Genomic DNA, 18,358 nt, shown 5'->3' on the forward strand with positions numbered 1-18,358 from the left:
TTATCAAAAATAATTCGTGAATTCGTGGCGAAAAAAAACATGACCTATGAAACTTTGGGAAAAAGGAATACCAACAGATAAACAAATCGAACAATTCACCGTTGGAAACGATCGTGAACTGGATTTAGTTTTAGCAAAATACGATGCTTTAGGTTCAATCGCGCACGCCAAAATGCTTGGACAAATTGGTTTATTGACTCAGGAAGAAACAACTTCTTTAGTAGATGCATTAAACGAAATTATCGCAGATATCGTAGTGGGTAATTTCGAAATCGAAGACAGTTTCGAAGATGTACATTCTAAAATCGAATATCTTCTAACCGTAAAATTAGGCGATGCAGGAAAGAAAATCCACACCGCACGTTCTCGTAACGATCAGGTTTTAGTTGATGTTCATTTGTATTTAAAAGACGAATTAAAAGCGATAAAAGAACAAGTAAAAACTTTGTTTGACTTGTTGATGGAATCGGCAGAAAAACATCAAAATGTATTATTGCCAGGTTATACGCATTTACAAATCGCAATGCCATCGTCATTCGGAATGTGGTTTTCTGCTTATGCTGAAAGTTTGATTGATGATATTACAATGTTGAACGCAGCGTCTAAAATTGTAGATCAGAATCCGTTAGGTTCTGCTGCAGGTTACGGAAGTTCGTTTCCAATCAACAGAACATTTACCACAAAAGAATTAGGTTTCGAAACTTTAAAATACAACGCCGTTGCAGCGCAAATGAGCCGTGGAAAAGCTGAGAAAACTGTTGCTTTTGCCATGACAAGCGTTGCAGGAACATTATCAAAATTTGCGATGGACGTATGCTTGTATATGAGCCAAAACTTTGATTTTATTGGTCTTCCAGCACATCTTACAACAGGTTCGAGCATTATGCCTCATAAGAAAAACCCGGATGTTTTCGAATTAATCAGAGGAAAATGCAATAAGATTCAGGCACTTCCATACGAAATCACTTTAATCACCAATAATCTTCCAAGTGGTTATCACAGAGATTTACAGCTTTTAAAAGAAGGTTTATTCCCAGCGATTCAAACTTTAAAATCTTGTTTGGATATTGCAGTATTTTCAATAAAAGATATTACAGTTAAAGATCATATTTTAGAAGATAAAAAATACGATTACCTGTTTACAGTAGATACATTAAACGAAATGGTTGTAGAAGGAATGCCGTTTAGAGATGCTTACAAAGCTGTTGCTGAACAATTGGAAGCAGGAACGTATAAATCTCCAAAAGAAACAAAGCATACACACGAAGGAAGTATTAATAATCTTTGCCTGGATGCCATAAAAGATAAAATGAAAGCATCTTTTTAAGCTTTTTCTAAAATAAAAAAACCGATTTGTCTTAAACAAATCGGTTTTTTTTTATGTGCTAATTTTTAATTAGCTTTTATTGCTGCAGTTGGTAGAAACTGAACCAGTACTACTTACCTGTAATGTTGCTCCCGCACCGCAGGATTTATTAGCAACAAATTCCTCCACTTTTCCTAAGGGAATTGTAGTATAACTATAAGATGGTTTAGTTACTTTAGTACCAAAATCCGTTGGCCCTTTGTGGCAATGATCAAATACAATTCCAACTTCGCCGCCATCAGTACTTGTGTATTCTTTAAAAACCTTATCGACTTTAGTAAAATCTGTACTTTCAACATAACAAGTTGAATTTTTTATTCCTCCTCCTAAACCAATTGCTAAAGAACCAGATTCAGATGTATTATAAAGACAGTTAAGGATATGGATCTCAGCATTTCTAACACGTGGCATTCTTTGTTTGCATCCTTGAGCCCAATAACAATTTTTAAATGTGATGCTGTAATGGCCATCTGCAGGTGCATCGGTTTTAGAAGATCCAACTAAATTTGAAAACCTGTGATCGTCAGCTCCTCCGGTTCCTCCGGCTTTAGGTGTTTTTAAATAAGTAAATTTGCACCAGGAAATAGTAACATTATCTGCAGCTCCTTTATTGTCAAAATTACCATCCATTCCGTCCTGAAACTCACAATGATCTACCCAAATATTTGTCGCTTCAGAAGTTAAATTATCATGCCCGTCAACATCATAAGAACCTGGTCCTTCAAAAATCAAATTTCGAATGATGATGTTATTTGAGCCGGGTTTTAGATTTAAAATTCCTGAATTAGCTGCAGTCTGATCCAGATTAACCAATCGAGAACCCGGAAGTCCAATTATTGTTTTGTCATTAATAGCCAGACTAGTGTAGGTGCAGTTTATAGTTCCGGAAACTAAAATTACCTGTGGAGTTTTAAGTTTAAGCTTTGCTGTTAAATCTGTAAGAGTAGAAACTGTTACAGGAATAGAATTACCTCCGCCGGTAGCAGAAGCTCCAAATCCTTCGGCAGAGCTCATAAAATAATTTTGAGCAAAAAGAAAAGAACATGGAACAAGTAGTGCCAATAAAATAAGCTTTGTTTTCATTTGTGGTTTTGTGTGGCTTAATAGTTAATGTAATCGATTGCACAAATGTAGAAGTTTCAGATTAATTTCAAATTAATTTAGCAGTTTTTTATGTTTTAAAGTTTTGATTACAAGAGTTGTAAGTGTTGTTTTTACACTATTAAAACGATTTTTACTCAAGAATAAGAGAAATAAAAAAGTGTAATAACTGAATCCGAACAATTAAAAAAGAAAATTCATACTAAATACATTATATTTGAATGTTAGTTTAAATTAATCAAATGAAAAAATTTAATGAACAATCGACTTTAAATCTTTTTGAAAAAGGTTTAATTACAGAAAATCAATTTGAAGAAATAAAAGTATACCGAAGTTTAAATATCTTTTCGGTAAACGCAGAATTAAAACTTTTTCTTTATTTATCAGTATTATTATTTACATCTGGAATAGGAATTTTAATCTATGAGAATATAGATTCAATCGGACATATTGCTATTCTATCGCTTCTTTTAATTGTAATTGTAGTATGTCTTTTCTATTGTTTTAAAAATTCGAAAGGTTTTCAGAAAACAGAAACGGTATTCGAGCATCCTGTTTTAGAATACTTAGTTTTACTGGCTAATATTTTAACCTGTATTTTTATTGGATATCTTCAATTTCAGTATAAACCTTTTGGAGAACATTACGGACTCGCAACTTTAGTTCCAACAATAGTAAGTTTCTTTTGTGCTTATTATTTCGATAACAGAAGTGTTTTGACTATTGCTGTTACTGGTTTAGCAGCTTATGTCGGATTGTCTGTTACACCTCAGGACTTATTCAAAAACAATGATTTTTATGCTAGTGAAAGTTTGAGCTATTCAGCAGTTATGCTTGGAGTTTTATTGATTTTATGGACGATTTACAGTAATCGTATTTCGCTAAAAACTCATTTTAGTTTAATCTTTTTGACTTTTGCTTTGCATATTATTAGTATTGCAGCTATTAGCAATTTATTAAATTACAATAGTTTAATCTGGTTGATTTTTACTTTGGTTTTAGCTGGCTCAACTTTTTATTTCTATAAAGTCAGTTACGAATATAAAGCCATGTCATTATATGTTTTTATGATTGTCTATGGTTATATCGGAGCAAATATAATTTTGGTTAGACTTTTTGAAAATGTTGATTTCTCTGATATTTGGGAATTGTTTGTTTTTCTCTTACCCGCTTATTTTGTAGGCTCAATTGTAATGTTTGTTAAATTAATTAAAAACTTTCATAAAGAAATTGCAGAATGATAGTGTACGATAAAAAAATACTGGATAATCAAATTTTAGTTGATGAGGCTGATACTTTATATAAAGGAGGTTTTATAAGTAAAGAACAAAAGAAATTTGTAAAAAAGGAACTACCGGTTTTTAAAAGTCAGGAAAATATTCTGGTTAGAATCGGATTCTTTTTGTTGGGCAGTATGCTGTACAGTTCAATTTGCGGTGCAATTTCTATTGTTGGAATGAATGCGGAAAATGCTTATTTTCAAATTTGCTGTTATATTTTTGCCGCTGCTGGTTTTGTAGGTTCAGAACTATTAGCAAAACAAAATTATCATAATCACGGATTAGATGATGCTTTTATTCTGGGGGCTGTTTTAAATATTGGATTTGCTATTGGAATTACTACAGATGGATATGAATCTGTAATAGCTTTATTTATGGCTGTAGCATCTGTTTTTATGTTTATCAGATACCTTCACTTACTTTCAATGCTTGTTTTTTGTTTAGCTATTACTGCTTTTTTATTTTTTCAGATGTTTGAATTTGGTGATATTGGAAGAGCAATTTTGCCATTTGTAGCCATGATATTTGCAGCAGTTTTCTATTTTGTGACAAAGAAATTAATTGATAAACTAAACAAGAGTTACTATTATAACGGATTTTTATTAGCCAACAGCTTTTGCCTGGTTTTGTTTTACCTTTCTTGTAATTATATGGTTGTGAGAGAGCTTTCAGAAGAACTTTTAGGTACTGAAGTAAAACCAGGAACAGATATTCCGTTTTCTTTTTTCTTTTATGCTTTTACTTTTATCGTTCCGGTTGTTTACTTGGTTCAGGCATTAAGAACCAAAGATAGAATTATGCTGTGGATAAGCTTTTTAGCAATTGGATTCTCAATTTATACCATTCGATTTTACTATGCAGTTCTACCGGTAGAAGTGGCTTTAACTTTGGGCGGACTTATATTATTTGCGATAGCATATTTCTCAATCAAAAAATTAAAAGAAAAAGAAAGTGGTTTGACATTTAAACCAGATAGAATCAACCATTCGGATGCTATTTTAAATGCAGAAGCTTTAGTTGTAGCTTCAACTTTTGGAATGAAACCGGAAGTAAAACCACAAGATTCTCCAATGGAATTTGGAGGAGGGGGTTTTAGTGGCGGCGGATCTGGAGAAAGTTTTTAAATTATTTTGCCACAGATTAAAGGATTAAAATGATTTTTTCAGCCACGAATTACACGAATTTTCACGAATTAATTTTTGCTTAATTATTTTTATTAAAAGCGTGTAGATAAAGATTTGAAATCTTTTTAATCCATTTAATTAGGTATAACTTTTTTGGAAACTTTAAATAATTAGTGCAAAATTTTCTCAAAAATATTCGATATAGCCCGTGGTTTCAACCACGGGAAACGCATTGTATTAATATAATATATCCCTGCGGTTGAAACCGCAGGCTATGTTTTTTATGTGGATTATTTGTAAGATTTTTTCTCAATTTAGCAACTCTTTGTAAAAGTAGCAAACCACTTTCTTTAAATCTTTGGCAGAAGAAAACTATACTTTGCTTTTTAATGCTGTAGCATCAATATCACTATGCGAAACATCATAAACTGCTTTTCCATTTTTGATTAAAATCAATTGAGGAGATTCATGATAAACATCAAATCTACTTGCGATTTCATTTGAAATATCGCGGTGTGCAATCAAATCAAGGAAATAGGCGTCAACAACATCTTCGAGATCAAATTCTCTTTCAAATTGTTTTAAAGCCATTCGACTAATGCTGCATCTTGTACTATGTTTAAAAATAACGACTGGTTTTTCTTTTGAGATAGCTTCAATTTCCATTAATTGAAGAATATCGGTTAATTCTGTCCAGTTTACTTTACTTTTTGGAGCTTCTGAGTTCTCTGAACTTCCGAAGATTGAATTAAAAAAACTCATATTTGACTTGTTTTGTGACTTTTTGACATTTAAAAATGATAAAAATCAATTTTTTAATGCCGTTTTGTCTGTTTTTTTGATGTGGAATATAATTTGTCTATTCGAATACAAAGTTAGATTATTTGAGTTAAAAATGTACTTCAATAAATCGTAACTTTAATCTTATAGAATATTAAACAAATAAAATCAATCAAATCATAAAAATATGAACATAAATAAATTTACTATTAAATCGCAGGAAGCCATTCAGTTGTCCCAGCAATTAGCGCAACGAAATGGCCAGCAGCAAATTGAAAATGAACACATTTTCAAAGCTATTTTTGAAGTGGATGAAAACGTGGCGCCGTTTATTTTGAAAAAATTAAATGTAAATGTGCCTTTGTTTTTACAAATTTTAGACAGTACAATTCAGAGTTTTCCAAAAGTTTCCGGAGGAGATGTAATGCTTTCCAGAGACGCAAATAAAGCTTTGAATGAAGCTGAAATTATTGCACAAAAAATGAACGATGAATACGTTTCGATCGAGCATTTAATCCTTGCTATTTTTGATTCAAAAAGTAAAGTTTCTCAAATTTTAAAAGATCAGGGAGTTACTGGAAAAGGTTTGAAAGCAGCAATCGAGGAATTGCGTAAAGGAGAAAGAGTTACATCAGCTTCAGCAGAAGAGACGTATAATTCTTTAAATAAATACGCTAAAAACTTAAACGAATTAGCAAGAACAGGAAAGTTAGATCCAGTTATCGGGCGTGATGAAGAAATCCGTCGTGTATTGCAGATTCTGACTCGTAGAACAAAAAATAATCCAATGTTAATTGGTGAACCAGGAGTTGGTAAAACGGCAATTGCAGAAGGTTTAGCGCATAGAATTGTAGACGGAGACGTTCCGGAAAACTTAAAAGATAAAATCGTTTTCTCTTTAGATATGGGAGCTTTGATTGCAGGAGCGAAATACAAAGGAGAATTTGAAGAACGTTTGAAATCGGTTGTAAAAGAAGTTACAGCTGCAGATGGAGATATCGTTTTGTTTATTGACGAGATTCATACGCTTGTAGGAGCAGGTGGAGGAGAAGGCGCGATGGATGCGGCTAATATCCTGAAACCAGCTTTGGCTCGTGGAGAGTTAAGAGCAATTGGAGCAACAACTTTGGATGAATATCAAAAATACTTCGAAAAAGACAAAGCGCTTGAAAGACGTTTCCAAAAAGTATTAATCGATGAGCCAGATACAGAAAGTGCAATTTCGATTTTACGTGGAATCAAAGAGAAATACGAAACGCATCATAAAGTTCAAATTAAAGACGAAGCAATTATTGCAGCCGTAGAACTTTCTCAGCGTTATATTACCAATCGTTTCTTGCCAGATAAAGCGATTGACTTAATGGATGAAGCAGCTTCTAAACTGCGTATGGAAATCAATTCAAAGCCTGAGGAATTAGATGTTTTGGATCGTAAAATCATGCAGTTGGAAATCGAAATCGAAGCCATCAAACGCGAAAAAGAAGAAAGCAAGCTGAAAATTTTAGGAATGGAATTGGCCAACCTAAAAGAAGAACGCAACGAAATCTATGCAAAATGGAAACAGGAAAAAGATATCGTTGACGGAATTCAGGCGGTAAAACACGAAATAGAAGACTTTAAATACGAAGCAGAACGCGCAGAACGCGACGGTGATTACGGAAAAGTAGCTGAAATTCGTTACGGAAAAATAAAAGAAGCCCAGGAACGTCAGGAATCTTTGCAAAAACAATTGTTAGAATTCCAATCTGGAAATTCTTTGATCAAAGAAGAAGTAACCAGAGAAGATATTGCAGAAGTTGTAGCAAAATGGACAGGAATTCCGGTAACCAAAATGCTTCAAACAGAGAGAGAAAAATTATTGCATCTGGAAGACGAATTGCACAAACGTGTAGTAGGTCAGGAAGAAGCGATAGAAGCGGTGAGTGATGCAGTTCGTAGAAGCCGCGCCGGTTTGCAGGATATGAAAAAACCTGTTGGATCGTTCTTGTTCTTAGGAACAACCGGAGTTGGTAAAACAGAGTTGGCAAAAGCCTTAGCAGAATATCTTTTTGATGATGAAAATGCGATGACGCGTATAGATATGAGTGAGTATCAGGAACGCCACAGTGTGAGCCGTTTAGTTGGTGCACCTCCGGGATATGTAGGATATGATGAAGGTGGTCAATTGACCGAAGCCGTTCGTAGAAAACCATATTCTGTTGTATTGTTAGATGAGATCGAAAAAGCGCATCCGGATACGTTCAATATTTTGTTACAGGTTCTGGATGAAGGACGTTTGACTGACAACAAAGGACGTTTGGCAGATTTCAGAAATACGATTATTATTATGACCTCAAATATGGGAAGTACTATTATTCAGGAAAAATTTGAAAACCTAAAAGGTGGAGTAGAAGCAGCAACAGAAGCAGCTAAAAACGAAGTTTTAGGATTATTAAAACAAACTGTTCGTCCTGAATTTATTAACCGTATTGACGAAATTGTAATGTTTACACCGCTTACAGTAGAGAATATTTCAAGAATTGTAAGTCTACAGTTAAAAAGTGTTACTAAAATGCTGGCTTTACAAGGCATTACGATGGATGCAACTCCGGAAGCAATTGCTTATCTGGCAGACAAAGGTTACGATCCTCATTTTGGTGCAAGACCGGTGAAACGTGTGGTTCAGAGAGAAGTTTTAAACCAATTGTCAAAAGAAATTCTGGCAGGAAATATCACAACAGATAGTATCATATTACTTGATGCTTTCGATGGTCAATTGGTCTTTAGAAACCAGACAGCTAAATAATTTTTTCATGTTAATCTTATGAAAAGCATCAGTTTGTAACTGGTGCTTTTTTTTATCCGTGAATTCTGAAACTTTTTACTCAATTCTTATAACAACAAATTTTGAAGAAATAATCAATTTTAAGCTTATATAAAAATCAGCAAATTATTAATTAAAAAATCAAAATCATGAACAATATTTTCAGAGGATTACTGGCAGGATACGGTGCTAAAAAGTTAGGAGGCGGATGTTTCGGAACTATCATTGTTTTTATTATTCTGTGGGTTCTGTTAGGACAATGCAGCTAAAAAATGTAATACAGAAAAATACGAATAAAAAGCGCAAATTTTGATGCCTGATTATTGGGCAGATTAAGGCAAATTGTCTAGATTCGCATCACTAAAAATAAATTTAAAAAAATGGGTTCAGGTTTTTTCGCCTTATTAGACGATATAGCTGCAATTATGGATGATGTTGCAGTAATGAGTAAAGTTGCTGCAAAGAAAACAGCTGGAATTCTTGGTGATGACTTAGCTGTAAATGCAGAAAAAGCTTCTGGATTTGCATCTTCAAGAGAGTTGCCGGTTTTATGGGCAATTAGTAAAGGTTCTTTGTTGAATAAAATTATTATTCTTCCAATTGCATTTTTATTAAGTGCATTTTTTCCGATAGCTATTATAATAATTTTAGTTTTAGGAGGACTTTTTTTAGCTTATGAAGGAGCCGAAAAGATTTACGAATTTATTTTTCCTCACAATCATGAAGAATCTGAAGGAATCACCGATGAGGTTTTGACTGAAGAACAAATTTTATTAATCGAAAAAGACAAAGTAAAATCAGCCATTGTAACCGATTTCATTCTTTCGGTTGAAATCGTAATTATCGCATTAGGTACTGTAATGGAAGAACCACTAATACAGAAGATAATTGTAACTTCGATAATCGCGTTAGTGGCAACAATCGGAGTTTACGGAATTGTGGCACTTATCGTTAGGATGGATGAAGCAGGTTTTAAGCTTATAAAACATAGTAAAAGCGAAAAAAGCATTTCAAGATTTATTGGAAATTTATTAGTAAAAGCTCTTCCGTTAGTAATAAAAGGTTTGACAGTAATTGGTACAATTGCATTACTTTTAGTCGCTGGAGGAATCTTTGTGCACTATATTCCTTATTTCCATCATTTATCAGAAGAAATTAAGATCCCAGCTATTATCAAAGAATTTACAATCGGTTTAGTTCTCGGATTTATTGTTTTACTTTTTGTAAATCTCTTCAAAAAGATTTTTAAAAAGAAAGCAGCTTAATAAAACATCAAAATATATTTCAAGAAACATCAGTTAACGCTGGTGTTTTTTTGTTTTTAGGAGCAGATCAAATCGTTTTCAAAAGAACCTTTTGTCCCGCTATCCACTAAATTCCCGATTAACAAAAACTACGGCTGAAAAAGCCTTGTTTTTCTAAATCGGGAGATACCGTTCCTATCGGGGCTAAGCTACAACTTTTTTATTTTCATAAGAAATAACGGTATTTTTTAAATATTTTTTTATCAAATAAGGTGTTGATTTATAATTGTTTAATCTTTATTTGAAACTTTTTAACATTTTTTCTAAGCAACCATTGTAACCAAGGCACGTCTTCATAGTAATTAACAATTAATTATTATTTTGTATGAAAAGTTTTAGATTAAAATCAGTTTTGGTAGTATTATTTTTATCAATTGCATTTGTTTCATGCAGTAATGACGACGATGAAAAAACACCAACTCCAACTACAAAAGCTGCTTTAGTAACAGAAATCAAAGGACCGGCAACCGGAAAAGTAAATGACGAATTGAGTTATGATGTAACTTACACGGTTGATAACGCTTGTGCACAATTCGATAAAATCTCAGAAGTAACAATTGGAGATGTAAAAGGTTTACAAGTAATTGCAAAATATCCATCAGAAGTTTGTACTCAACAAGTACCGGAACCTCAAAAAACAGTTTATAAATTCAAAGCAACTGCAAAAGGAACTATTGAAATCAAATTCAAAAAATCAGAAACTGAATTCTTAATTCAGAAAGTTGTAATCGAATAGCAACTACTTTAGTTGATATTTTTTTAGGTTGATAAGCCATTTTACAGAGGTTTTGTTTTAAACTGATGTGAAATGGTTTTTTCTTTAAGGCACTGTTTCTATTTTTTAAGTAGTTGTAAAAAAATAATTCAAGTTTAAATTAACAAAGTTTTTCTGCATGTAATAAAATCTTATTTTTGAAATTATTATTTAAATCTGCTTAAACTATTTATATGGTAAAAACTTTACACTGTTGGTCGCTAACATTAATTTTATTTTTTGGATTTAGTTTAAATATATTTTCACAGCAAAATTGGGAATTATTAAATCCTACACCTACATTCAAAACGGGCAAAAATGTGCAGTTTGTATCCAATAATACAGGGTACATAATAACTGATACCGAAATACTCGAAACGACAGATTCCGGCGCTTCATGGACGAAAAAACAGAATATCGTTAGCGGTAACGATTTGAAATTTTATAATAATATTGGATTTATAGTGGGAAATTCAGGCTATGTATTAAAATCTGTTGATTCAGGAGCTTCCTGGAAACAAATAAATACAGGCTTTTATGATCACATTAATACCGTAAATGTTATCAATACGAATACAATTATAATTTCAGGCTCAAATAGTTTAATTAAATCTCAGGATGGAGGAACTACTTGGAATCGTTTAGAAATATCAAAAGGAACTGTTGTAAAAACATTTTTCACGAGTGATTTGACAGGTCATGCCGCTTGTAAAAACGGAACAATGCTAAAAACTACAGATGGTGGAGTCAGTTGGTATGCTACTATGACTTCAAATTCTAGTCCGTCTGATTTTTATACAATTCATTTTATTAGTGAAAAGATTGGTTTTGCTACAAGAGAACATGATAATTTATATAAAACAATAGATGGAGGTGAAACCTGGACTCCGATTAATAATATAGGTGATGCATTTTTTTCATTTTCTTTTTTGAACGAAAATGTAGGTTATGCAGCAGGTGAACATGGAGTTATCTTTAAAACTATTGACGGAGGATTAACCTGGAATTGGGTAAGTTTTCAAAATGGGAGAATTGCGGATACTCATATGTACGGAATACATTTTTTAGATCAAAATACAGGATTTGCAACGGGTCAAAGAGGTAGAATTGTAAAAACTACGGATGGTGGGAAAACCTGGACCGAAAATTCGCCTACCTACAATAGTATAAATAAGCTCGATTTTTTAACTAAAGATATTGGCTATGCACAAGTTGGTAATTCATTTTATAAAACGACAAATGCCGGTAAAAAATGGAATTTTGTAGGAGAGATTAACGAACAAAGCTTTTACACTGTAAGGACTTATAAATTTATCGATGAAAATAATGGTTACGCCGCAACCGGAGGAAGTTACGGAGGACAGTTTTTTAAAACAACAAATGGAGGAGCTACCTGGGTGATGTTAAAAGATGTTATTGATGAAGGAATTAATACAATGACTGTAATAAATCCTCAAACAATTTATATAAGCGGAGGCTTTAATCAGCCGAAAGTTATGAAAAGTACAGATGGAGGAAATACATGGGAAGAACGCTCCAGATATAGTTTTTATAACATGAAGTTTTTAAATGAAAATGTAGCGTATGCTCATAATCTTTATGATAAAAAAGTATATAAAACAATTAACGGAGGTTACAATTGGTCTGTTGTTTTTACGGGTGATGAAAATGTGCAGTCAATTGATTTTACAGATATCAATAACGGATATATTGTGGGGTCAAATGCATTAATTTATAAAACAAAAAATGGTGGTTTAAACTGGGAAAAGCTTAGTATTCCTTATGAATATTATAATTACGTAAAGTTTTTTTCTACTAGCGTTGGTTATATTCTGGATGAAGAAGGTCAGTTGTTTAAAACAGATAACGGAGGAAAAACCTGGGAAAAGAATATCAATTTTATAACAGGTTTTACTAATCTTCAGAGTATTTACATTATTGATAAAGATATTTATTTAGCGGGGCTTAATGGTAAAATAATGAAAAGTCAGATTGATTTTAAACCGTATTATCTGCAATTAGATCCTGCGGTTGATGTAAAAAACAGATTTGCTAATTTGCCGGGAAGTATTATAGCAAATGATGGAGACATTGAGAATATTAGAATAGAGGTTTTACAAAATAATTCTATTATAAAAACAGTGGAATTAGAACCGAATAAAGTAAATTCAAACTCAACATTAGATTTTAAGATTCCAGTTTGGGATTTAACCCCAAATACATATTACCAATATAGAATAATTGGCGTTCGTAATAATAGTACGATTTATAGTGAATCTTCCTATTTTACAACCTCACCAAATTATGAAATTACGATAAATCCAATAAGTGATTTTACGGCTTCGAGCGGAGTTGCTTCTGGTTCAGTATTATCTTATGAAGGCGATATTTCAAATATTGAATTCGAGTACAGCACCAAACTGGATTTTTCAGAACTTAGTTTAAAAAACAGTACAATTGTTAAAGCGAATACAACAGAAAGTATTTCTGGAGTTTTGTCGGATTTGAAGCCAAAAACACTTTATTATGTTAGAATAAAAGCAGTTCAGAATGGGAATAACATCTATAGTGATTTCGTCTCTTTTACTACAAAATCAGACTATGAGATATCTCTGTATTATCCAAATGAAACTTTAAACGGAGCTGTTCTGAATGCTTATATTATTGCAAATGATAAAAATATTTCGAATATTACTTTCGAATATGGGCTAGCAAATTTTGAAAAAAGTATACCGGCTACAGTAAGTGAAGTTTTAGTTGGAAATGGAAGTTTTGTTGCTGCAGAATTAACGAATTTAGATAAAACCAAAATATATTTTTACAGAATAAAAGCATTACATGGAGATAAGGTAATTTATAGTAATACAGAAGTATTGAATTATTCGCGAAAGATAGTTTTAATTCCTGAAAAAGTAAATGATAGTCAAAATAATGCTGTTGAATTAAAAGGTATTGTAAATCCGGCCAATAATTTTTTGACCAATGTAGTATTTGAGTATGGAACAACGGAAAATTTTGGATTATCTGTGCCGGTAAATTCATCGTATTTTTATGGAACTAGTACTTCATCTGTTAATGTAAAAATTGAAAATCTTCTGCCTAATCAAAAATATTATTATAGAATAAAAGCCTCTAGCGGAAGTACTTTTGTATATTCAGATGTTTTATCATTTATGACAGGAAATTTAGGTACCGATGATTTTAATTATGAAAAAGATGTTTTATTGTATCCAAATCCAACTCACGGAACTGTAAATGTTCAGTTAAATGAAAACAACAAAATAATCTCTTTGCAAATTATAGATCAATCAGGAAGGGTGATTTCTCATAAAAAAAATGTCAAATTAGAAGATTCGAAGCTATTGGATCTTTCAAATAACCCTACAGGAGTTTATTACCTGCAATTCATTTTAGATAATAATGCAATAATCAATAAAAAAGTCATTCTTAAATAGAAAAAATACGAAGAGTCATTTATATAAATTCTAAAATTCCTTTAAAAAGTATTATTTTTGCACTCTAAATTTTATGTCATGCCGAAAAGAAAATATAAAATATCAGTAATTCAGTTAAATCTGAATGATGTTGCTGAAAATAATCTTAAGAAATGTATCAGCTGGGTAAGAGATGCTGCAAGTCAGGGAGCAGAGGTAATCTTACTTCCGGAACTATATAGCAGTCATTATTTCTGCCAAAGCGAAGATGTAGATAATTTTGCATTAGCAGAACCATTGTACAGTACTTCTTTTGTTGCTTTTAGCGAATTGGCAAAAGAATTAGGAGTAGTAATTATTGTTCCTTTCTTCGAGAAAAGAATGGCGGGAATTTATCATAATAGTGCTTATATCATCGATACAGATGGTACAGAAGCAGGTTTGTATCGTAAAATGCACATTCCGGACGATCCTCATTTCTACGAAAAATTCTATTTTACACCAGGAGATTTAGGTTTTCAGGCAATCGAAACTAAAAAGGGAACTATTGGAACTTTAATCTGTTGGGATCAATGGTATCCGGAAGCGGCTCGTATTACAGCACTTAAAGGAGCAGAAGTTTTATTTTATCCAACTGCAATTGGATGGCATCCAAAAGAAAAAGAGCAATACGGAGAAAATCAATATGGTGCCTGGATGAATGTAATGAAAGGTCATGCCGTAGCAAACGGTGTTTTTGTTGCAGCTGCCAACCGAATTGGTTTAGAAAAATACATTGAAGGAACCGAAGGAATCCAATTCTGGGGAGCATCATTTATTGCTGGACCACAAGGAGAGATTTTAGCTCAGGCTTCTCATGATAAAGAAGAAATCTTAATTGCTGAGGTTGATTTAGATCTTCAGGAAAATGTTCGTCAAAACTGGCCATTTTTCAGAGACAGAAGAATTGATGCTTTTGGAGATATTACAAAAAGAGCAATCGATAAATAATTTGATTGAAATGATATAGGGAAGAGCTGTCTGAAAAGACAGCTCTTTTTTTTTGCAAGCTTCGGAGAAGCGATATATTTATAGAATTTCAATTAAGCAAAGAAAAATAGCTCCAGCGGAGCGACATAAATTAGATTGCAAAAATATGTCGCTCCGCTGGAGCTTTATCTTGTAAATGTATTTTCATGGCTATAAATATATCGTTTCTCCGAAGCTTTATGTCAATTGCGCATTAATCAACAATTATTTCTTATAAATTTTTTTTAGGCAGTTCTATTTTAAACAAAAAAGAGCTGTTTCAAAATGAAACAGCTCTTTTTCTCGTTTTTAGCTTTATAGGTATTACTTCACCTGGAAAGTAACTCTTCTCACGATCTGACGTGCCTCTTTAGAATTTTTGTTAACAGAAGTATCTTCTCCGTTAGCAATTACATTCAATCTTGAAGCGTCTATTCCTGCATTTACTGCTACTTTTTTCACAGCTTCCGCTCTTTTTCTAGACAATTCAACATTGTAATTTGTGTTTCCAATTTCATCAGCATAACCAATAATATCAGCAGATTTTCCTGGATTATTTTTTAGATATTTCACTAAGAAATCAACACCAGATAAAGAAGCGTTTGTTGGTTTAGACGAATTGAAGTCGAAATAAACATTTACATAACCTCCATTGATTAATTCTTCAACAGTATTGTTTGTAGCAGTTCCGCTTCCTTTCTTTTCGTACGTTTTATCTAAATAGCTTTCTAACTCATCCGGTACACCGTTTTGATTGGTATCAATAGATTGTCCTTTTGTGTTAACAGCAACTCCGGCAATACTGTTTGGTTCTAAATCGTATAAATCAGCAACTCCGTCTTTGTCTGAATCGATAAGACCAGTTTCGATTAAATCCACTCTTTTTTCCAATTCACCAATTCTGTCTTCTTCGCCAACCCAGTCAGCATGTCTTTCATGTTTACCTAAGTAGAACGTTAAACCAACAGAAGCATTCAGTAAAACTCCATCGAAAGAACCGGTTGTGGTATTACCCATTCCGTCAAAGTTCCAGTTTTGTCTTCCGTTCACAATTCCGGTAAGGTCTCCAGTTAATGCTACTCTGTTACTTAATCTAATTTGACCAGTTAAACCAGCAATTCCGTGCGCCATGTAGTCTTGTCCACCAAAACCTGTTTCAGTACTAATTTGCGAAACTCCAAAACCACCATGTGCCAAAAGACCAATTGTGTTTGTCCAGGTTTCAAAATTTAAAGCGCGTCCAACATTTACAACCCCTTGTAAACTTGCTCTTACGTAACGACTTTCAAAATCAGGAGTGTTTTTTTTCTCTTTAAACTGATCATATCCAACGTCTAGCTTTAAACCAAATTTTGGACTAAACATATATCTTACACCTAAATCTCCGTGAAAGAAATTTGCAGATTCTGTAGTATAACCAGGAGTCATTGTTCTCGTTGGTTTGTTTACACCTCCGTTAAGTTCTATCGACCATTTGTTGAATTCCTGATCTACAGTTGGTTTGGTAGAAGTGGTAGCCATATTTTGTGCGCCAGCGGCAAAGGATAGTAATAATAAAGAGGCTGATACTAATTTCTTTTTCATGATATCAAAAATTAAATTGTTTTTATTTTAAACTCATGAACAAAATTAGAGGTCGAATTTTAGAATGTGTTGTATATGCTGTTACATAATTTCCATCTTTTGGCTTTTAATTATGTAAATCCGTTAAAATAAGCCTAATAGAAACCAAAAAAAAAGAACAAAATTCACATTTTGTTCTTTTAAGGATTTGTTAAAATGGTATTATTTCAAATCTGGTTGGTAAATTTTAACAGTTCCGTCTCCTTCACTGCTTACTACTAATAAGCTTCTTTTTGTTGGACTTTTAGAAGCTGGGATAAATAATAGTCCTTCAGGTGCATCTCCGGTTTTTACAGTTTGTAAATATTGTGGAGCATTTGGATTTGTCACATCATAAGTTAAAAATGCATCTGCTCTTTCAAGACCAACAAACAAAATGTTTTGATTTCCCATTTTAGCTACATAAACTGCTTCTGGTTCAGAACCTTTGTCATCACTTCTTTTATCGTCGTAAAGTCCCATTGCATTAGCCTTTTTGTCAAGGTCATTTTTGCTATCGTAAACAATTTTTCCTGTATTTCCGTTCCAGATAGAGAAAGATCTTGCACCAAAACTTACTAATTCGTCCAAATCTCCATCACCGTCAGTATCTCCCATATCAGTAACAAGATTTAATCTTCCTAAATTGACATCTAGTTTTAAAGTAGCATCAGGAAAAGCCGTTGCATCAAGTTTTACACTTTTCATTCTTTTAATATCAGTGTAAGCATTGTATTCTCTGGCATCTCCTTCATTAGCAGTAACAAAATAAGGAACATTGTTAGCTGAAAAATGACTGATAGCATCTGGCATAAATAATCCTTTTACTTTCCAAGGATTAAAAGCAATTTTATCGTCAAGATCGCTTACATCAATAGCGTTTTCTGCTGTATTATAATCTTTTAGACCTAAAGGATAAATAGCGGTTATAGTTTTAGAAGTTAAATCTACTTTTGCTACACCATTGTTTTCTTGTAAAGTAACCCAGGCAGTTTTAGAATCATCAGAAATAGTAATGTATTCTGGTTCAATATCCTGAGCAAAACTCTTAGCGAATTTAGAAATTCTGAATCCATCTTTTGCTAATGCTGCCGCCTGACTTGCAAAAGAAGTGAAATCTAAAGTTGTTACAGTATAAGTACTTGTTTCAATAATAGAGATTGTTCCGTTTGGATCCTGTGAATAATCAGTGTTTGGCTCCCCTTCGTTAGCCGTCATAATGTATTTTCCATCAGGAGAAAATGTTACCATATCTGGTAAAGCTCCAACGGTTACTTGTTTAATTAAGCTGTAATCTGAAGTGTTAAAAACAACCACTTTTCCATTTCCTTGTTTGTTTGCAGTAGATTCTAAAGCAACGGCTAATTTTCCGTCAAAAACGGAAACGCTGTTTGCAGCACCTTCGTAAGCAGCTAAATCTATTTTTCCAATTTTCATTGGTTTTGTTGGATCTGTGATATCAATAACGTCAATTTGATTAACACCACTATTATTTACTGTAAATAATCTTTTTGTTTTTTCGCAGTAAGCAGAAATTTCCGCAGCAGCTTCTCCGCCAATTGTGATAGAGCCAATTTCTTTAAAAGTTGCCGGATTTTCGTTAACAACAACTTCAGGTTCGTTGTTGGAATTTTCGTCATTATTACAGCTCGCCATAATAAAAAGAGCAGCTAATAAAGAGATAGATAATTTTTTCATGTGTTAGTTTTTAGTTTCGGCAAAAGTAATTACAGCGTTTTTGTTAAATATTAAGAACATATTATATAATCTTTAACTTAAATTTTGCAGGATATTTATTGTGA

12 protein-coding genes are annotated in these 18,358 nt (G+C 32.8%); 8 read left to right on the plus strand and 4 right to left on the minus strand.

What is annotated here, in order from left to right:
* Positions 1–46: 46 nt before the first annotated feature.
* Positions 47–1,327 carry an argininosuccinate lyase gene (gene argH, locus ACFS3A_RS04635; protein ID WP_379824200.1) on the plus strand — a complete coding sequence of 427 codons (1,281 nt, stop codon included), beginning with the start codon at positions 47–49 and terminating at the stop codon, positions 1,325–1,327.
* Positions 1,328–1,396: 69 nt separating this feature from the next.
* On the opposite strand, the gene ACFS3A_RS04640 is transcribed toward argH, so the two are convergent.
* Positions 1,397–2,449, minus strand: a complete 1,053-nt coding sequence (locus ACFS3A_RS04640) for a pectate lyase family protein (protein WP_379824202.1) — start codon at positions 2,447–2,449, stop codon at positions 1,397–1,399.
* Positions 2,450–2,709: 260 nt separating this feature from the next.
* Between ACFS3A_RS04640 and ACFS3A_RS04645 the strand changes: the two genes are divergently transcribed.
* Entirely contained in the window at positions 2,710–3,708 is a 999-nt protein-coding gene (locus ACFS3A_RS04645) for a DUF2157 domain-containing protein (RefSeq protein WP_379824204.1), read from the plus strand.
* Complete coding sequence (locus ACFS3A_RS04650) at positions 3,705–4,871, plus strand: hypothetical protein (RefSeq protein WP_379824205.1); 1,167 nt, start codon at positions 3,705–3,707, stop codon at positions 4,869–4,871. Before ACFS3A_RS04645 ends, ACFS3A_RS04650 begins: the two co-directional genes overlap by 4 nt.
* Positions 4,872–5,243: 372 nt before the next feature.
* Here ACFS3A_RS04650 and ytxJ read toward each other — a convergent pair whose 3' ends face one another.
* Positions 5,244–5,633, minus strand: a complete 390-nt coding sequence (gene ytxJ, locus ACFS3A_RS04655) for a bacillithiol system redox-active protein YtxJ (protein WP_379824206.1) — start codon at positions 5,631–5,633, stop codon at positions 5,244–5,246.
* Positions 5,634–5,838: 205 nt separating this feature from the next.
* On the opposite strand from ytxJ, the gene clpB reads away from it, so the two are divergent.
* From clpB to ACFS3A_RS04680, 5 genes are all read left to right on the plus strand, one after another.
* On the plus strand, positions 5,839–8,436 hold the full coding sequence (clpB, locus tag ACFS3A_RS04660) for an ATP-dependent chaperone ClpB (RefSeq protein WP_379824207.1): 2,598 nt from the start codon (positions 5,839–5,841) through the stop codon (positions 8,434–8,436).
* Between the two features lie 398 nt (positions 8,437–8,834).
* Positions 8,835–9,719: a DUF808 domain-containing protein gene (locus ACFS3A_RS04665; protein ID WP_379824208.1), complete on the plus strand. Its 885-nt coding sequence runs from the start codon at positions 8,835–8,837 to the stop codon at positions 9,717–9,719.
* A 364-nt stretch (positions 9,720–10,083) separates the two neighbouring features.
* Positions 10,084–10,494, plus strand: a complete 411-nt coding sequence (locus ACFS3A_RS04670; protein WP_379824209.1) for a hypothetical protein — start codon at positions 10,084–10,086, stop codon at positions 10,492–10,494.
* A gap of 212 nt (positions 10,495–10,706) precedes the next feature.
* A complete protein-coding gene (locus ACFS3A_RS04675; RefSeq protein WP_379824210.1) occupies positions 10,707–13,967 on the plus strand; it encodes a YCF48-related protein in 3,261 nt (1,086 codons plus the stop codon).
* Positions 13,968–14,045: 78 nt separating this feature from the next.
* Entirely contained in the window at positions 14,046–14,936 is an 891-nt protein-coding gene (locus tag ACFS3A_RS04680; protein ID WP_379824211.1) for a carbon-nitrogen hydrolase, read from the plus strand.
* Between the two features lie 342 nt (positions 14,937–15,278).
* On the opposite strand, the gene ACFS3A_RS04685 is transcribed toward ACFS3A_RS04680, so the two are convergent.
* Positions 15,279–16,538: an OmpA family protein gene (locus ACFS3A_RS04685; RefSeq protein ID WP_379824212.1), complete on the minus strand. Its 1,260-nt coding sequence runs from the start codon at positions 16,536–16,538 to the stop codon at positions 15,279–15,281.
* A 201-nt stretch (positions 16,539–16,739) separates the two neighbouring features.
* Positions 16,740–18,254, minus strand: coding sequence for a choice-of-anchor I family protein (locus ACFS3A_RS04690; RefSeq protein WP_379824213.1), 1,515 nt, complete (start codon positions 18,252–18,254; stop codon positions 16,740–16,742).
* Between the last annotated feature and the right edge of the window lie 104 nt (positions 18,255–18,358).

The organism is Flavobacterium notoginsengisoli (assembly GCF_042686225.1).
In the GTDB taxonomy this organism is placed as follows: Bacteria; Bacteroidota; Bacteroidia; order Flavobacteriales; family Flavobacteriaceae; genus Flavobacterium; species Flavobacterium notoginsengisoli.